Genomic DNA, 16,812 nt, shown 5'->3' on the forward strand with positions numbered 1-16,812 from the left:
AGAGACCCGCCCGGCGAGGCTAGGCGGGTCGGTCCGGCAGGTGTTAGCCGGGGATCAGTCCAGGATTCCGGCAGCGATCAGTTCTTCAAGCCGTTCGGGTCCGACCCAGTTGAGCTGCCATGACTTGGCCCGTCGGAAATAGAGCTGGGCGTCGCACTCCACGGTGAAGCCCATCCCGCCGTGGACCTGGATAGCCACGCCGGTCACGTCCCGGCAGGTCTGGGTGGCGAACAGCTTGGCCATAGGGGCCAGCGTGGTGACGTCCCGCCCCTGGTCCCGAGCCCACGCCGCCTGGTGCACGAGCACCCGACCTCCCTCGATGGCCGTGATCCCATCGGACAGGTAGTGGCTGATCGACTGGAAGGAGCCGATCGGCTTGTCGAACTGGTGTCGTTCGCGGGCGTAGTCGGTGGTTAGGGCGTGGGTGGCCTGGGCAGCCCCGATTGCCAGAGCGGCCACCAGGACCATGGTGTCGAGCATCACGGTGTGCCAGGTGTCCCAGCCGGTTCCGGAGTCGCCGATCCGGTTGGTGGTCGGGATACGCACGCCGTCCAGGTCGACCCGGTACTGGGTGTCGCCGGCCACCGTCTGTTGCAGGGTCAGCGACACTCCGTCGGCGGCCGGGTCCACCAAGTAGAGGTCGACGTCATCTCCGGTGCGGGCCACCACAACCAGGCGGTCGGCGGACGAGGCGAAGGGCACGTGGCGCTTGGTGCCGGTCAGGACCGTGGTGTCGCCGTCGGGACGGGCCTCCAGTTGCACTCCGGTCGGTCCGGACCCGTTGTCGGGCTCCAACCACGCCGGGACGAGGATGGCTTCGCCGGCAGCCAGGAGGGGCAGCCACTCAGCCTGCTGGTCGGGCGAACCGGCACCGGCCAGAATCCCGGCCGCCACCACGGATGACGCCAGGTGGGGCGATGGCACCAGGCTGCGTCCGAACTCCTCGTAGACGACAACGGCGTCCAGGAGGCCCATGGCCGAGCCCCCGTGTTGCTCGGTGAGCATCAGACCGGTCAGGCCCATGGTGGCCAGCTGGTTCCAGAATCCGTCGTCGTAGCCCTTCGGGTCGTCTTCCAGGGACCGCACGGTGTCGGCAGCGTCGGCGCAGAGGCCGCGGACCGCGTCGCGCAGCATGTCCTGTTCGTCGGTGAAGGCCAGATCCATCGGATTCCTAGGGGCGCCAGTCGTCGCCGCGGCGCGACCAGGGGTTGTCATCGGCGTCCCGAGGGAGGGACACCCGGGCGACGCACGTGGTGGCCACCACCTCACCTACCCGCAGAGACACGTCCAGGTCGACCCAGCCGCAGCCGGCGTCGTCGACCGCCGTTCCGGTGACGGTGGCCGAGAAGGCCATGTGGTCTCCGGGGAACACCGGGGTATTCATGCGGAAGGTCATGCGACCTAGCCGGCCGGTGGGCCCCGTCCAGTCGGTGACGTAACGCTCGAACCACGCCGCCTGGTTCGGGGTGTTGAGGAAGATGTCCGGGGTGCCGTTCCGGTGCACGGCGAAGTCGCGGTCGTGATGCATGGGGCGCCAGTCCCTCGATGCCAGGGCACCGAGTACCACTGTGGTGGCCGTGACGTCGTGGCCCAGGTCGGGGAGCCGGTCGCCGGCCGTCACGTCACCGAGGAGGAGTCGGGTGGCCATCAGCAGTCCTCCTCCGTATCGGTGGGCCCTGCCTCCTCGGGCCGTCGATAGCCGAAGGCCGTGTAGGACTCCACACCCAGGAGAGCATCGTCCTGGTTGAGGTACTCGACGTCGATGGTCCAGAACCGGCCGTGCCCTAGCCGTGTGGTCTTTGGCTCGCTAACCGACCGAAGGATCTGCCGGGACCGCACCCGATCGCCGATGCGGACCGGCTCGTGGAAGGTGTTGGTATTCGAGGAGATGATGGCCTCGGGGAGGTCCAGATTCTCCTTGAGGTCGAAGTGGGCCTGGAGCGGCACCGCCGGCTCGGATCGCCCCGGGGACCAGTGGTGGGGACGGAACCAGACCGAGAGCATGGTCGGCGGGGCGATAGGACCGCCGGTGAGGTCGGTGGCCATGTCCTCGTCCCAGAACAGCGGGTTTCCGTTCTGGACCGAAGCACATGTGGTCCAGACGTAGCCGTGCTCGACGGGAAAGCCACCCTCCTCCTCGTACTGCACGACGCCGATCCGGGCCTCTACCTCTTCAGGGACGGGGGCCAGGGCATCGGGGATCGGGGCGGTCACGCGATCACCCCATCGGCCCGCAGGACCGACAGCTCGTCATCGGAGAAGCCGACGGCACCCAGGACCTCCTCGGTGCACGGGACGGCCTGGTCGTGGATGGCCAGGGTGGTGGCGTCAACCTGACCGGCCAGGGGGGCGGCTACCTGGGGAATCGGGCCAGCCGTCGGATGAACGACCTCGGTGAATAGGCCCCGGGCCCGGAACTGCTCGTCGTCGACCACCTCGGTGATGTCGTGGACAGCTGACACGCAGGTGTCGGCCGGTCCTAGGTCAGCCACCCACTCGTCTCGGCTGCGTCGGGCGAAGGCGGCGGCGAAGTCGGACCGCATGGCGTCGATTGCGTCGTCGTCGTACTGGTGGTCAATCCACCGGTCGCAGCCCAGGGCTCGGCAGAGGTTGGCGAAGAAGTGGGGCTCGATGGCGCCCACGGCCAGCCACCCGTCGTCGGCCGCCCGGTAGACGTCGTACCAGGCGTACCGCCCGGTCAGCAGGCCGTGGCGGGGGCCGGGCCGGGTTCCTTCGGCCAGGTACTCGTCGACGGCCAGAGACATAAGAGACAGGACGCCGTCGGCGATCGAGACGTCCAGGCGAGTGCCCTCTCCGGTCACGGCTCGGGCAGCCAGGGCAGCGCAGATGGCGGCCACCGCCTGGAGGCCACCCCCGGCGCTGTCGGCCACCGTGGCTCCAGGTAGGGCCGGTCCGCCGTCGCAGTCGCGTCCTGAGCAGTGGAGGTAGCCGCCGACGGCCAGGTAGTTCAGGTCATGGCCGGCCCAGCCGGCGCGGGGGCCGCTCTGGCCATAGCCGGTGGTGGAGCAGTAGACGATCCCCGGATTCCGGGCTCTGACGGCCTCGTGGCCGATGCCCAGCCGGTCTACCACCCCAGGCCGGAAGCTCTCGATGACCACGTCAGCCGTGGTGGCCAGGCGCAGGAAGGCCTCCCGACCGCCGTCCGACTTGAGATCGAGGAGCACCCGGCGCATGCCCCGATGGGCGCTGTAGGCGTAGGGGGGCGGAACTATCTGCACCCCGGCGTCCCGAGGGACGGGCCCCACCTTGACCACGTCAGCTCCCCAGTCGGCCAGCCACCGCGAGGCCCGTACAGCGGGTCCTACCGAGGCGAGGTCCAGGACGGTCACACCGTCGAGAAGGGGGCGGTCGACCACGGTCCGGACCTAGAAGTTCTTCGGGAGGCCGAGGCCACGCCGGGAGATGATGTTCTTCTGGACCTCCGAGGTGCCCCCTCCGATGGTGTCCAGCACGGTGTAGCGGTAGGTGGACTCGGCCCGCCCGACCATGGGGGCCTCGACGGTGCCTACCCGTAGCTGGGTCCCAGGTCCTCCCAAGTCCATGGAGGCGTCGGCCAGCACCTTGGAGAACTCAGTGGTGAACAGTTTGTACTCCGAAGCCTCGATGGTGGGTGGGGCCCCACCGCCGGCTTCGGCCTTCATGGAGGCGTCCACCACCCTGAGGCCCATGCCGTGGGCGACAGCCGCCGTGGTGGCTAGGCGGGCGATCCGGGACCGCACCCTCGGGTCCTCCCTGAGCGGTTGGCCGTCCCGGGTGGCAGTGCGAACGTGGTCGAGTAGTAGGTCCAGGCGCTGCTTCACTGGCGAGAAGGTGAACATTGTGAAGCGCTCCAGGTCGAGGGCCTGGGAGATGTACTGGAAGCCGTGGTTGAGCTGGCCAACCACGTACTCCTCGGGGACGAACACGTCGTCGAAGAACACGTCGTTGGTGCGCTCGTCGCCCATAGTCCAGATGCCCTGCACGGTGATCCCGGGGTGATCCATTGGGACCAGGAAGAGAGTGATGCCGAAATGCTTCGGGGCGTCCGGGTCGGTGCGGGCGCCCACCCAGTACCACTCGGCGAAGTGGGCCGAGGTGGTCCAGGTCTTCTGGCCGTTCAGAATCCAGCCGCCCTCGGTCTCAGTGGCCTTGAGCTTCATGGCAGCGGCATCGGATCCGGCCTCCGGCTCGCTGTAGCCGACGGCGAACTCCACCTCGTTGGCCAGGATCTTTGGGAGGAACTCCTCCTTGAGGAACTCCGAACCGTGGGCGATCAGGGTCTTGCCGATGATGCCGACGCCCTTGCCGATTTGGGGGCCACCCCGGGCCGCCAGGGCCTCGTTGAGGATGTACTCGTAGACACCATCGCCCTCCTGGCCGCCGTACTCCCGGGGCCAGGTGATACCCAGCCAACCCTGTTCGCCCAACTTCTTCATAAGGGCCCGACGCTTGGGAGTGTCGACGATTTGGGCCATGTTCTCCCGGGTGGGGTCGAACACCTCAGGGTCGTCGTTGGCGTCCAGGAACGCCTCGACCTCGGCCCGGAAGGCCTCCTGTTCGGGGGAGAAGTCGAAGTTCATAGGTCGCCGTGCGGTGGGTCGTGAGATCTGACGGTGTGTCAGATCCCTACCGTACCGGAACCCCGGAGGTGCGCCCTATCCAAGCGGTCTGCCCTGGAATGACAGGCCTCCGGACCGGAACTCGCGGTTCCACCCTCCACCCCCCTAGAATCTGACGGTTCGTCAGATTTGTGCGGGCCGGTGGCGACACCGCCCGCAGGGAAGCCACCGGACGGGAGGAGAGCATGAACGGCACACGGGGGATCCTCGCCTACGGCGCCCACGTGCCCTACCGGCGTCTCGCCCGTTCGGCCATCGCCGAGGTGATGGGCGCCGGTGGTGGTCGTGGGTACCGCGCCGTCGCCTCGTTCGACGAGGACACCACCACCATGGGCGTGGAGGCGGCCCGCCAAGCCCTGGCCGGCGGTACCCCCACTCCCCGGGCCCTCTGGTTTTCGACGGTCGCCCCCGCCTATTTGGACAAGACCAACGCCACAGTCGTCCACGCCGCCCTACGCCTGGACGCCTCGGTCCCGGCCCTGGACTTCGGCGGAGCGCCCCGATCGGCGGTCGGAGCCCTTCGCACCGCCCTGGCCTCTGGCGACCGGACTCTGGTGGTGGCCTCCGACCTCCGGGTCGGCCTGCCTACCGGTCCCGAGGACGGGGGCGGCGGCGACGCCGCGACAGCCATACTGGTCGGGTCCGACGAGGACGGCCCGCTGCTGGCCGAGTATCTGGGAGGAGCCACGGCCACGGCCGAATTCACCGACCGATGGCGGACCCCCGGCGAGGCCCACTCCCGGACCTGGGAGGCCCGGTTCGGCGAGCAGGCCTACCTGCCCCTGGCCCACCGGGCCTGGACTGATGCCCTGGAGGCCACGAACCTGACGGCTGCTGACGTGACAGTCGCCGCGGTAGCCGGCTTGCACAGTCGGGCCACCAAGAAGGCGGCCGCCGCCCTAGGTGTGGCCGTCGCCGAAGACCGGACCGACACGGTCGGGAATGCCGGTGCCGCCCATCCGACGCTCCTGCTGGCCGACGTCCTCGACGGTGCGACGCCGGGCGACGTAGTGGCTCTCGTTGTGTTGGCCGACGGCTGCGAGGTCCTGTTCTTCCGGGCTACCGACGCCCTGGCCGCTGGACGGCCGACCCGGTCGGTAGCCGACCAAGTTGAGGACCGGGCCGACGTGTCCTACGCCTTGTACCTGGCCTGGCGGGGCCTCCTGGAGGTCCAGCCGCCCAACCGACCGGAGCCCAACCGCCCGTCGTCGTCGGCCGCCGCCCGGCGAAGCGACTGGAAGCACGGCTTCGTGGGCTCCACCGACCGGTCCACCGGCATCACCCACCTCCCGCCGTCGCGGGTAGGGATCTCCAGCGGCGAAGTCGACGATATGGAACCAGCGCCCATGGCCGACGCCGAGGGCACCGTGGCCACCTTCACCGTCGACCGCCTGGCCTACTCGCCCAGCCCGCCGGTGGTGTTCGCCGTAGTTGACTTCGACGGGGGCGGGAGGATGCCCGTCGAGCTGACCGACGTGGACCCGTCGGAGGTAGAGATCGGCACCCGGGTGGAGATGGTGTTCCGCCGGCTGTTCACGGCCGACGGCCTGCACAACTACTTCTGGAAAGGCCGGCCCCTCCGGGGCTGAGCGGGGAGCGACGACATGGCCTCACACGGAATCCGCGATCGGGTAGCGATCATAGGTATGGGCTGTACGCCGTTTCGCGAACACTGGGACCGCTCCCTGGACGACCTGCTGATCGAAGCCCACGGCCTGGCTTTGGCCTCGGCGGGCATGACCAAGGACGACATTGACGCCTACTGGTACGGAACCTCGCAGTCCTCGGCGTCGGGCATCTCGCTGGCCACCCCGCTCCGACTGGACAACCGCCCCGTGACCCGGGTCGAGAACTACTGCGCCACCGGCTCGGAGGCGCTGCGCCAGGCCTGCTACGCGGTGGCCTCCGGGGCCTACGACGTGGCGGTGGCCATCGGTGCCGAGAAGGTCAAGGACGGCGGCTACCAGGGCCTCAACGCCTTCCCGATCCCCACCGACGGGACCAACCGCACGCTCACCGCGGCGGCCATGTTCAGCCTCATCCTGCCCGCCTATGCCGAGCGTTACGGGATCGACGAGGACGATCTGCGCCACGTGGTGGCGCGGATCGCCGAGAAAAACCACTACAACGGGGCGCGCAACGAACTGGCTCAGTTCCGCCAGGAGACCTCGGCCGAGGTCATTTGCGACATGGCCGCCGTGGCCGGCCGCCTCTCGGTCTTCGACTGCGCCGGAGTGGCCGACGGGGCGGCAGCGGCCATCGTGGTTTCCGCCGAGCAGGCCGCCGACCTCTGCGACGACCCGCTGTATGTGAAGGCCCTGTCGCTGGTGGCCGGCAACGGTTCCGGCCTGGTCGACCCGTCGTTCGACTTCACCACGCTGCCCGAGTGTGCGGCGTCGGCTGCCGACGCCTATGCCCAGGCCGGGATCACCGACCCCCGTGCCGAGCTGGCCATGGCCGAGGTCCACGACTGCTTCACGCCCACCGAGCTTGTCCTCATGGAAGATCTCGGGTTCTGCGACCGAGGTACCGCATGGCGCGAGGTCCTGGACGGGACGTTCGCCTTGGACGGCGACCTACCAGTGAACCCGGACGGCGGGCTGAAGAGCTTCGGCCACCCGGTGGGAGCCAGTGGCCTGCGCATGCACTATGAGGCGTGGCTGCAACTCCGGGGGCGGGCACCCGAGGAGCGGAGGATCGGCACGTTGGCCGACCGCAGCCGCGCCCTCGTGCACAACCTCGGGGGCTACCCAGGCGAAATGGTGTCCTTCGTGGGCATCGTCGGCACCGAGAAGGATTAGCGGTCAGGGCGTCAGAGCCAGCCAGGCGTCGAGAACCGCCTCGTCACCGAACACCTCGACGGTCGGTCGGCGGCGTCCCCACACCAGCAGCGCCAGATCCGACGCGGTGCCCTGCACCGCAGCATCCCCCTTCGCGTGCTCGTGGCCCACGACCAGATGGTCGTCGACTGACGAGAGCATCCACTCACCCTCACCATCGGTCCGGTGCAGGTGGAGGGTCGACGTGGGGTATCCACTGATTGGGCCCCTCATCCCGTACTGCCAGGCGACATCGAGAATCTCGTCCACAGCGTCGCGCGCCAGGTCCCCATCGAACGGCGCGGCCTCGCCGACGGCGTTCTCCGCGTCCCACCGGTGCATCGAGTTCTCGTGGGCCATGCGCCGCACCATCCACGACACGGTTCGGCCGTCCTCGGGACACCAGTTCCAGCACGGAGCACCGGGGTCGGTCCCCGAGAGGAGGAGGACCAGGGCGTCGAGCCGCTCAGCGGCCGTGGACCCGTCGTCGGCATCGGGCCGGCTCGCCTTCTCGGGCCGGGCGGCCGACACCTGAGTGGCCATAAAGGTCCAGACCGTCCGGAGATGTTCGGCCAGGGCGGCATTGTCCCAGTCAGGGCAGTGCTCAACGCGGGCATCCGGGTCCCGGCCCACGGCGGCCAGCAGGGCACTCCCTTCTCGTTTCACGGTGGTGAGCAGCACGTCGAAGTCCATGGGCGGAGTCTGGCCCGCCGGACCGGCTCAGTCCTCGTCGGAGTGGCGTTGGTCCTGGTCCCGGAGGAAGGCCTCTAGCTCAGCGGCCAGATCGTCGCCCCGTGGCATCAGGTCCTCGGATCGGTCCACCTGGGACTCCAGCCGACGGACGTGCTCGGTTACCTCCTCATCGCCGGCTACCGCCTGGTCGACCCGCAACTGCCACTCGGCGGCCGGCCCGTCCAGGGCGGCGTGGGCTGTGTCCACCCCAGTCACCTGTTCGAACCGTCGCAGGAGGGCCCGGGTGGCCTTCGGGTTGGGGGAGTCCGGTAGGTAGTAAGGCACCGAGACTCGGAGGGAAATGGCCGGGACCCCGGCCCGGTCCATGGTGTCGAGCAGCACCCCCACCACACCGGTTGGGCCCTGGTAGGAGGGGTTGTCCAGGCCGAGGCGCTCGGCCAGATCTCGATTGGTGGAACTCCCGGTGACCGCCGGGGGTCGGGAGTGGGGCGACATGCCGCTCATCGACCCGAGGGTCACCACCATCTGGCTCTCTGTCCGGGCGGCTGCCTCCCGCAGGGCTTCGGTGAATGTTCGCCACCGAAGGTGCGGCTCCACGCCGGCCACCAGCACCAGGTCTCGTTGGCCCTCCGGGGTCCGGACGGCTAGAACCCGGTTGGCGGCCCACCGGACCCGTCGAACTCCGTGACCGTCGAACTCCACGATAGGTCGCTCCTGGGTGAAGTCGAAGAACGTCTCCGGGTCGACCTCGCCGATTTCTGAACTGTCCAGACGCTCGACCAGCCACTCGACGGCCGAGGTGGCCGAGCCGGCGGCGTCGAAGAGGCCGCGGAAGGCCACGACCAGGATGGGCCGGTCCAACCGGGAAGCCAGCAGGTCGTCAGCGGTCCACCGGAGCTCGTCCACGGCGACAGGTTCGCAGATGGGGCCCCGGAACCGGGGACCCGGTCGGGCCCCCTCCGACGGACCGTGCGAGCATCCGACGGTGACACCAGCTCAGGACCTCCACCCTCCCTACCGGTGGGTGCTGTTCAGCGGGGTATGCGGCGTCTACTTCGCCTTCGGGGTGGTGGCCATGTCGGTCCCCCCGCTGGTCGGGGAGGTCCGGGCCGACCTGGGCCTCAGCCGCAGCGCCATGGGGTTGGCTCTCGGGGCGTGGCAGCTCGTCTACATCGTGAGCGCCCCGGCAGGCGGACGGCTACTGGACCGCCTCGGCGTGCGCCGGGGCATCGTGCTGGGGTCCCTTGTGGTGGCGGCCAGCGGGTTCCTGCGGGCGTCAGCCGGAGGGCTGGGATCGCTCTGGTTGGCAATCGCTCTGTTCGGCGTCGGCGGTCCCCTCATCTCGGCCGGCGCCCCGAAGGCCGTTGGCCTGTGGTTCGCCGACAAGCGCGAGCGGCGCTTGGCCATCGGGGTGTACAGCACCATGCCGGCCGTCGGGGGCATGGCCACCCTGGTCCTCTCCAACTCGGTACTCATGCCCCTCACCGGGTCATGGCGTACGACCATCGTGGTGGAGACGAGCCTCATCGTTCTGGCCCTGGGCGTTTGGCTGGTCGTCTCGGGCCGTGGCCCAGAGCCCCCGGTCAGCCTCGGGTCACCGGCCGCCGGCTCTGGCGATCGGCGTGCTTTGCTGGCCAGCCCTGAGGTCCGCATCGTGCTCGTGCTAGGACTCGGCGTGTTCTTCATCGGCCACGGCCTGGGGGGTTGGATGCCCGAAGCCCTGCGGGAACACAGCGGCTTCTCGCCCATGGCGGCCGCAAACTGGGTTGCCCTGAGTGGCCTGATCGGGGTGGTTACCTCGCTGGTCGTGCCGCAACGGACGGACCGCCGGCGCCTGCCCTCAGCCATGGTCGTACTGCTGGCCATGGTGGCCGTGGGGGTCCTGGCCGTGGTGGCGCTGCCCACAGCGCTGGACCCGATACCGGTGGTTGCCTCCGGAGTACGGTTCGCCCTGGTGCCCCTCGTCCTGGTGGCCCTCATGGAATCGGAGCCCGTGGGGCCGACCAACACCGGGGTGGCCTACGGGCTGTGGTTCGCGGTGGCCGAGGTGGGAGGGGTGACAGGGCCCCTCGTGATGGGCTGGGTGGCCGACACGTCTGCCGGCTTCGGCGGCGCCTTCGCCCTGATGGCTGCAGTGTGTGCAGCCATGGTGCTACCAGTGTCCCGGCTCCGTCGGCTCACCAGGGGAGGGGTAAGTTCGGCCACCACCTGACCGCAGGTCGTGGCCGGCGGCGGCCGTACCCAGGAGCACGATGACCACCGACGAAACAGCGGCCGACCCGACAGCCGCCTACGCGGGATTCACCGGCGAGGTTGGACGGATCATGTCGACCTCAACCCCGGCCTGGACACGCCCGTCCACCGCCCCGGACAGCGCCCCGAACGTACTGGTCGTCCTGGTGGACGACCTTGGCTATAGCGACGTGGGCTGCTATGGCTCCGAGGTGGACACCCCAAACATTGACCGACTGGCCGCCGACGGCCTGCGCTACACCAACTTCCACGTCAACCCGATGTGCTCACCCACCCGGGCCTCCCTGCTGACCGGTCTGAACCACCACCTGGCCGGCGTGGGCACCGTATGCCATATGGAGCCCGGCTTCCCCGGCTACGCGGCGACCATCCGGGACGACGCCGTCACCATGGGAGAGGTACTCCGCGATGCCGGATGGTCCACCCTCATGGTCGGAAAGTGGCACCTGTGCCCAGACTCGGAACTCAGCGAAGCCGGCCCCCGGACCGGGTGGCCGTGCCAGAAGGGCTTTGACCGCTTCTACGGGATCCTGGACGGCTTTACGAACTTCCACCAGCCCCACCGCCTCTACGAGGACAATCGGGCACTGGACGTCGACGACTACCCCGAGGGCTACTACTTCACCGACGACCTGACCGACCGGGCCCTAGGCATGGTGCACGAGCTACGCGACGGCCACCCCCGGACACCCTGGTTCCTGTACTTCGCCCACGGAGCGGTCCATGCCCCCCTGCAGGCCAAGCCGGCCGACATTGAGAAGTACCGGGGCCGGTACGAGGCGGGCTGGGACGAAGTCCGGCGACTCCGCTTTGAACGCCAGAAGCAGCTGGGGATCATGGCCGACGACGTGGTTCTGCCGCCCCGGAACACCGAGGAGAACTACGCCGTGCGGGCCTGGGACGAGCTCACGGTGACGGAGAAAGAGGTCTTCGCCCGCTACCAGGAGATCTTCGCCGGGATGGTCGACAACGTGGATCAGAATCTAGGACGGCTCCGGACGGGTCTGGAGGAGATGGGGGAGTGGGAGAACACCATTGTGGTATTCACCTCCGACAACGGGGGGAGCCGTGAAGGCTTGGACAACGGCACCTCGGCCTACTTTCGCACCCTCATCGGCCAGACCCGACCCAATCCCCTGGACTCCGTTGAGCTGGACCACTCCCGAATGGACCTGATGGGTGGCCCGCAGACCTTGCCCCACTACCCGTCGGGGTGGGCCATGGTGTCGGGGACCCCGTTCCGCCTCTACAAGATCAACACTCACCAGGGTGGACACCAGGTTCCGTTCATCCTGTCGAAAGGCTCGGGCCTCCCTGGAGCAGGGGGTATCCGGCGCCAGTATCAGCACATCACCGATCTCCTGCCCACCGTCCTGGAGATGGTGGGCGTTGACCTGCCCACCGCGCGCGACGGTCGGCCGGTGCCACCTCCCGCTGGGGCCAGCTTCCAGAAATCGTTGGACGATCCGGACGCCGCCAGCACTCACCCCGAGCAGTACTACGAGCAGATGGGTCATCGCGGCATGTACCGGGACGGTTGGTCGGCTGTGGTCTGCCGGAAGCCCCGGACACCGTTCAGCGGGGAGGAGTGGGAGCTCCACAACCTGGCCGAGGATCCGACGGAGAGTCAGAACCTGGCCGCCGACTACCCCGATCTGCTGGCCGAGCTGATCGAGGCATGGGAGCAAGCGGCGTGGGCCAACCAGGTGTTTCCCCTCGATGAGGGCAACAACCTGAAGAACCTGCTGCGACCCCCGTGGAGCACCGAGACGGCCGCCGAGGCCCACTTCCTACCCGGCAGCCCGACTACCGAGCGGTACCGGTCACTGCAACTCGTCAACTACCGCTCCTTCGAGGTCGAAGTGTCGCTCGAGGTGGCGGTCGATGACCACGGAACGCTGGTGGCCCACGGCGACCAGGGCGGCGGCTACGCCCTCTACGTAGTGGACGGGTGGCTCCAGCTGGCCTGGAACGGCTACGGCTCGTTAGTAGAGGTGGACGGCGGACCGGTCGCCCCGGGGACCACCTCGGTGGTGCTGGCCGTGGAGGCGGTCGGAGACCTTGTCGTCCACGCACAGCTCCGGGTGGATGGGGCAGTCACCGGTGGGGCCCGGAACCTTCCGGCCCTGACCGCCATGGCGCCCTTTCAGGGCATTGACGTAGGGATCGACCGCCGTTCCCCGGTGTCGTGGGAGGTCCGGGAGCGGTTCGGGACCTTCCCGTGGACGGGGACGCTGCACCGGGTGACCTACCGTCCAGGGGAGTTGGCGCCGGACGCCGGCCCCCGATGGTTGGATGTCTTGCGCGAGGCCGGAACAAAATACGAGTAGACGGGAACCCACGATGGACCTAGCCGACCTAGTCGACCCGGCCCACACCGCGTTATGCGTGGTGGAGTGCCAGAACGGGGTGGTCGGGCCGGCGTCCAGCATTCCCGCGGTAGCCGCTGCTGTGGCCGATGCCGACCTGCTGGCCCGTCTCGGAACCCTGGCAGTCGTCGCCCGGTCAGTCGGGGTCCGGGTAGTGCACTGCACCTTCCGGTCCCGGGAAGACCTGTGGGGCGGAAACCGGAACTCTCGGCTGTTCGCAGCCGCCCGGAAGTCCGAAGTCCAGCAGGTTGAGGGGACGGCGGCCGTGGAACCGGCAGCCGAGCTGGGATTCGACGCCGACGTGGACGTCGTGGTGTCCCGGTCCCACGGCCTGTCGGCAGCGTCGGGAACCCAGCTGATCCCCCTCCTCCGAAACGAGTCGGTGGCCACCGTGGTGGTTGTCGGCGTATCGCTGAACGTGGCCGTCCCCAACACCGTGTTCGACCTGGTCAACGCGGGTTTCCAAGTCGTGGTGCCCACCGACGGCTCTGTGGCCACCGATGCCGACTACGGCAACCGGGTCCTCGAGCACACGCTGGCCCACGTATCCACCCTGACCGATGTGACAACCCTGGCCGGAGTCTGGCAGCGCTGAGAGAGGCCGGCTCAGCCGGTGCGGCGCCTCCGAACCCCGATGGCCAGCGAGAGCAGGATCCCCACCAGGACACCCTGCTCCACCCGGGGGGCCAGGGCCAGCGTGGCGGCGAACGTCACCCAGGCCACCAGGGCGTCGCTGGTCGAGCGCCGGACCATTCCCACCAGCTCCGCCGGTCTGACCAGGCCGACCACGGCGGCGATGACCACGCCACCCAGAGTGGCTCGCGGCAAGGGGGCTAGGACATCGGCGAAGGGCAGGAAGACCAAGACGGTCACCCCAGTGACCAGGCCCGACCACCGGGTGCGGGCGCCGGCCAGACGGTTCAGCGAGGATCGGCTGAATGACCCACCTACCGGGAAGGAGCCTGAGAAGGCGGCGACAACGTTGGCCACCCCCTGGCTCACGAACTCCCGGCTGGCGCTCCACTTCTGGCCCTCCGCGTCAGCGAACACCCGAGCGATGGACGCCGGTTCGGCGTAACCGACCAGGGCGATGAGGATCCCTCCCACCAGGAGCGATCCCGTCGATCCCCACGGGAGGTCGAGCGACAGGTTGGGCATGCCAGTGGGGACGTCGCCCACCACCGGACCCCCGTAATCGGCCAGCCGGCTGACCAGGATGCCGCCCCCCACGGCCACCAACGCACCGGGGAACAGCCGGTGGATAACCCGACGGCCAGCCAGCACCAGCAGCGCCGTCACCACGGCGATGGCTAGGGCTGCCGCCTCCCACCGGTCCGGGTGGCCGAGGGACCAGCCGGCCCGCCAGAGCACTCCGCCTTCCGGGGCGACTACGCCGAAGGCTTTCGGGAGTTGGGAGGCCAGGATCAGGATGGCCGCCGCTGACGTGAAGCCCGTGACTACGGGGTCGCGCATGAGGTAAGTCACGACTCCAAGGCGGAGGAGCCCGAGGACCAACCGGGTTACCCCGACCAGCAGGGCTAGCAGGGCGGCCAAGGCCACATAGTTGGCCGTACCCACCTCGGCCAGGCCGGCCAGGGCGCCGAAGGTCAGGAGGCTGGTCAGGGCCACCGGCCCGGTCTGCAGGTAGGGCGAAGAGGCGAAGAAGGCGGCCAGGATGGGGGGGAGAGCCGAGGCGAAGAGACCCAGGTGGGGGGGCAGTCCGGCTAACTCGGCGTAGGCCATGGATTGGGGCACAAGCACCATGGCCACGCTCAGCCCGGCCAGGAGGTCGGCCGGAACTGGGCGGTTCGGGGGGGCGGACGGTCCGCCGGTCCGGTCGTCGGGCACCCTCGCACCCTACGGGGCGCCTCCAGGTTGTCGCCCATCACAGGGACCGGTCAGGCGCCGATCGGTAGCCTCGCCGTATGGCGGTCTCCGGGTATGACGTATGACTGGAGCCACAGAGTCGGGCAACGAGGTGCCCCTGTGGACTGGAACCCCTCGGGACCGGATCCCAGGAGACGGGGTCCCAATCCAACCGGCGGCCACCATCCTGCTGGTCGCCGATCGACCGGAACTCCAGGTCCTGGTCCTCCGACGGACCGAGGCATCGACCTTCGTGGCCGGCCACACCCTGTTTCCCGGCGGGAGGGTCGACGACGGGGACCGAGATCCCCGGTGGCCGGACCTGGTGGTGGGCCGGACGGCATCCGACGCCGTGCGGGCCCTTGGGGCGGACGACGGGTTGGCCTTCTGGACGGCGGCTGTTCGCGAGACCGTGGAGGAGGCCGGCCTGGTCGTGGGGATCGACGATCGGGCGCTGGCCGCCGACCTGGTACACCGGCGCCGTGACCTCGAGGAACAGAGGGTCAACTTGGCCGACCTGGTGGCCGATCGGGGGGCCACCCTCGACCTCTCCGGTATCCACCCCGTGGCCCGGTGGGTCACGCCCATGCCCAGCGATAAGCGGTACGACACGTACTTCTTCGTGGCCGGTGTGGACCCCGGGGTGGAGCCGGTGGTCGACGGGCGGGAGGCCGTCCACGCCGCCTGGTACCGGCCGTCCGACGTTCTCGGGCGGTGGCGGGCCGGCGAGGTCACCATGATCAGCCCGACCATCGCCATGTTCCAGCGGTTGGCTTCCTACGCCACGACGGGCGATCTGCTGGCCGCGGCGGCTGTCGGCGGACCCGTACTGAGGGCCCGTATCCTCGATGAGTCTGCCTCGCCGGTCCGCTTCGAGGGCGATCCCGGCTACGACGACGAAGGGACTCGCGAGAGCCTGGGCTGGGTCTGGCTGCCGATCGGCGACCTGCCGGATCCCACGGCCGGGTGGGATACGACCGCACCCTGCTCGTAGAATTCCCTTCGTGGCTGCCCCGTCTTACGTTCCCGCTCCCGTCGTGCGCGCCACCGAGAGGACCTACACGGGTCCCCGTCGGCGCCTCGGCGCCTGGCGTGCCGGTCGGCCCGGTGAGGTCGTGGACCAGGGTGGCCAGCCCTGGGGGACCCGCCTGGGCAGTCAGGGCCCTGACCAGGGGTTCGCCCTGCGGCTTGCCCGGGCGTTCCGACCCCGCCTCCGCCTCGGCCCCGGCGAGCACGTAGCCGACGTGGTGGTGGGCTGCGTCGGCGTTGCCCTCAAGCGGGCTGCCCTGTTCGGCCGGGCTCCGGTAGCCGACGACCTGGAGGTGGCCTTCGGCCTGTTCGGGTTTTTGGACGAGCCACTGGTCGGACCGGCGTTGGAGGAACGTCGACGTCTGTTCGCCGAGGCTTCTCACCACCACCACTACACCGAGGTGCGGCGCATCGTCGACCTAGTCCCGGACGCCACCCTCGGACTCACCCGGCAGGAAGCGCTGGATACCCGGGACGCCGGACGCGCCTTCACCCCCTGATCCGGTCCATCACCGACTGTCCTGACTGGTGACTCCCGATCCAACCGGCCCACAGAAGGGACGGCTCCTTGACTCGGTCCTGCCGGTAGCCCTGTTCCTGGTCCTGAACCGGGTGTGGGGCCTTGCTGCCGGTGTGGCCGGAGCCACCCTTTGGAGCATCAAGGTGGCCGTCTCCCGTCGCCGTCGCGGCGAGGTGGTCGGACGCTTCCTCCCCATCTTGGTCGCTTACCTGGTGGTCAGGGCCGGTGTGGGTATCTGGACCGATTCGGAGGCCGTGTACTTCGGGATCGGGATCGGCACCAAGGCCGCCATCGGCCTGGCCCTGATCGGCACCGTGGTGCGGGGACGCCCGATCCTGACCCGCTACGCGCCGGCCGTCGTCCCGTTCAGCGCCGAAACACAGGCCCATCCTGGATACCACCGGGTGATGGCCCGCCTGACCGTCCTCCTGGGGGCCTACCAGCTGGCCACCTCGACCTGGGATGTCTGGCTATTCAACCAAACGTCGACCGACGGCTACGTCCTGATCCGGTTTGTGGTCGGGTGGCCGGCCGGAACGGCGGCCACCATGGCGGCTTTTCTGTGGGCCGACCGGGCCCTACGGGTCGTTCCCGACTGCCCGGGCCTGTTCGAGCTAATGGAGCGGCCGGACCGTCGTTGACCG

16 protein-coding genes are annotated in these 16,812 nt (G+C 69.1%); 8 read left to right on the forward strand and 8 right to left on the reverse strand.

Annotation, left to right across the window (positions count from 1 at the left end):
* Window positions 1-54: 54 nt before the first annotated feature.
* From MK181_02300 to MK181_02320, 5 genes are read right to left on the reverse strand one after another with little or no spacing between them, the layout of a single operon-like run.
* Window positions 55-1,164, reverse strand: coding sequence for an acyl-CoA/acyl-ACP dehydrogenase (locus MK181_02300; protein ID MCH2418626.1), 1,110 nt, complete (start codon window positions 1,162-1,164; stop codon window positions 55-57).
* A gap of 7 nt (window positions 1,165-1,171) precedes the next feature.
* Window positions 1,172-1,648 carry a hypothetical protein gene (locus tag MK181_02305; GenBank protein ID MCH2418627.1) on the reverse strand — a complete coding sequence of 159 codons (477 nt, stop codon included), beginning with the start codon at window positions 1,646-1,648 and terminating at the stop codon, window positions 1,172-1,174.
* A complete protein-coding gene (locus MK181_02310) occupies window positions 1,648-2,214 on the reverse strand; it encodes a MaoC family dehydratase N-terminal domain-containing protein (GenBank protein ID MCH2418628.1) in 567 nt (188 codons plus the stop codon). The genes MK181_02305 and MK181_02310 overlap by 1 nt, the downstream gene beginning before the upstream one ends.
* A complete protein-coding gene (locus tag MK181_02315; GenBank protein ID MCH2418629.1) occupies window positions 2,211-3,377 on the reverse strand; it encodes a CoA transferase in 1,167 nt (388 codons plus the stop codon). Before MK181_02315 ends, MK181_02310 begins: the two co-directional genes overlap by 4 nt.
* A gap of 9 nt (window positions 3,378-3,386) precedes the next feature.
* The gene (locus tag MK181_02320) at window positions 3,387-4,580 is read right to left on the reverse strand and encodes an acyl-CoA dehydrogenase family protein (GenBank protein ID MCH2418630.1); all 1,194 of its coding nucleotides are present in this window, start codon (window positions 4,578-4,580) and stop codon (window positions 3,387-3,389) included.
* Between the two features lie 224 nt (window positions 4,581-4,804).
* Here MK181_02320 and MK181_02325 point away from each other — a divergent pair, with 224 nt between their 5' ends.
* Both MK181_02325 and MK181_02330 read left to right on the forward strand, forming a co-directional pair.
* Window positions 4,805-6,208, forward strand: a complete 1,404-nt coding sequence (locus MK181_02325) for an OB-fold domain-containing protein (GenBank protein ID MCH2418631.1) — start codon at window positions 4,805-4,807, stop codon at window positions 6,206-6,208.
* Between the two features lie 15 nt (window positions 6,209-6,223).
* Complete coding sequence (locus tag MK181_02330; protein ID MCH2418632.1) at window positions 6,224-7,420, forward strand: acetyl-CoA acetyltransferase; 1,197 nt, start codon at window positions 6,224-6,226, stop codon at window positions 7,418-7,420.
* Between the two features lie 3 nt (window positions 7,421-7,423).
* Here MK181_02330 and MK181_02335 read toward each other — a convergent pair whose 3' ends face one another.
* Together MK181_02335 and MK181_02340 are read right to left on the reverse strand one after the other, a co-directional pair.
* Window positions 7,424-8,131 carry a hypothetical protein gene (locus MK181_02335; GenBank protein ID MCH2418633.1) on the reverse strand — a complete coding sequence of 236 codons (708 nt, stop codon included), beginning with the start codon at window positions 8,129-8,131 and terminating at the stop codon, window positions 7,424-7,426.
* 27 nt (window positions 8,132-8,158) lie between these two features.
* Window positions 8,159-9,037, reverse strand: a complete 879-nt coding sequence (locus MK181_02340) for a PAC2 family protein (GenBank protein ID MCH2418634.1) — start codon at window positions 9,035-9,037, stop codon at window positions 8,159-8,161.
* Between the two features lie 79 nt (window positions 9,038-9,116).
* Here MK181_02340 and MK181_02345 point away from each other — a divergent pair, with 79 nt between their 5' ends.
* Genes MK181_02345 through MK181_02355 form a run of 3 tightly spaced genes read left to right on the forward strand, consistent with a single transcriptional unit; the run spans window position 9,117 to window position 13,348 of the window.
* The gene (locus tag MK181_02345) at window positions 9,117-10,343 is read left to right on the forward strand and encodes an MFS transporter (protein ID MCH2418635.1); all 1,227 of its coding nucleotides are present in this window, start codon (window positions 9,117-9,119) and stop codon (window positions 10,341-10,343) included.
* Between the two features lie 40 nt (window positions 10,344-10,383).
* Window positions 10,384-12,714 (forward strand): arylsulfatase, encoded by a 2,331-nt coding sequence (locus MK181_02350; protein ID MCH2418636.1) that lies wholly within the window; start codon window positions 10,384-10,386, stop codon window positions 12,712-12,714.
* A 13-nt stretch (window positions 12,715-12,727) separates the two neighbouring features.
* Entirely contained in the window at window positions 12,728-13,348 is a 621-nt protein-coding gene (locus tag MK181_02355) for a cysteine hydrolase (GenBank protein MCH2418637.1), read from the forward strand.
* An 11-nt stretch (window positions 13,349-13,359) separates the two neighbouring features.
* On the opposite strand, the gene MK181_02360 is transcribed toward MK181_02355, so the two are convergent.
* Window positions 13,360-14,601: a SulP family inorganic anion transporter gene (locus MK181_02360; protein MCH2418638.1), complete on the reverse strand. Its 1,242-nt coding sequence runs from the start codon at window positions 14,599-14,601 to the stop codon at window positions 13,360-13,362.
* Between the two features lie 100 nt (window positions 14,602-14,701).
* On the opposite strand from MK181_02360, the gene MK181_02365 reads away from it, so the two are divergent.
* From MK181_02365 to MK181_02375, 3 genes are read left to right on the forward strand one after another with little or no spacing between them, the layout of a single operon-like run.
* Window positions 14,702-15,613 carry a hypothetical protein gene (locus MK181_02365; GenBank protein ID MCH2418639.1) on the forward strand — a complete coding sequence of 304 codons (912 nt, stop codon included), beginning with the start codon at window positions 14,702-14,704 and terminating at the stop codon, window positions 15,611-15,613.
* 10 nt (window positions 15,614-15,623) lie between these two features.
* A complete protein-coding gene (locus MK181_02370) occupies window positions 15,624-16,148 on the forward strand; it encodes a hypothetical protein (GenBank protein ID MCH2418640.1) in 525 nt (174 codons plus the stop codon).
* 28 nt (window positions 16,149-16,176) lie between these two features.
* Entirely contained in the window at window positions 16,177-16,809 is a 633-nt protein-coding gene (locus tag MK181_02375) for a hypothetical protein (protein MCH2418641.1), read from the forward strand.
* Window positions 16,810-16,812: the final 3 nt, after the last annotated feature.

The sequence above is a fragment of the Acidimicrobiales bacterium genome, from assembly GCA_022452035.1.
Classification (GTDB): domain Bacteria; phylum Actinomycetota; class Acidimicrobiia; order Acidimicrobiales; family MedAcidi-G1; genus UBA9410.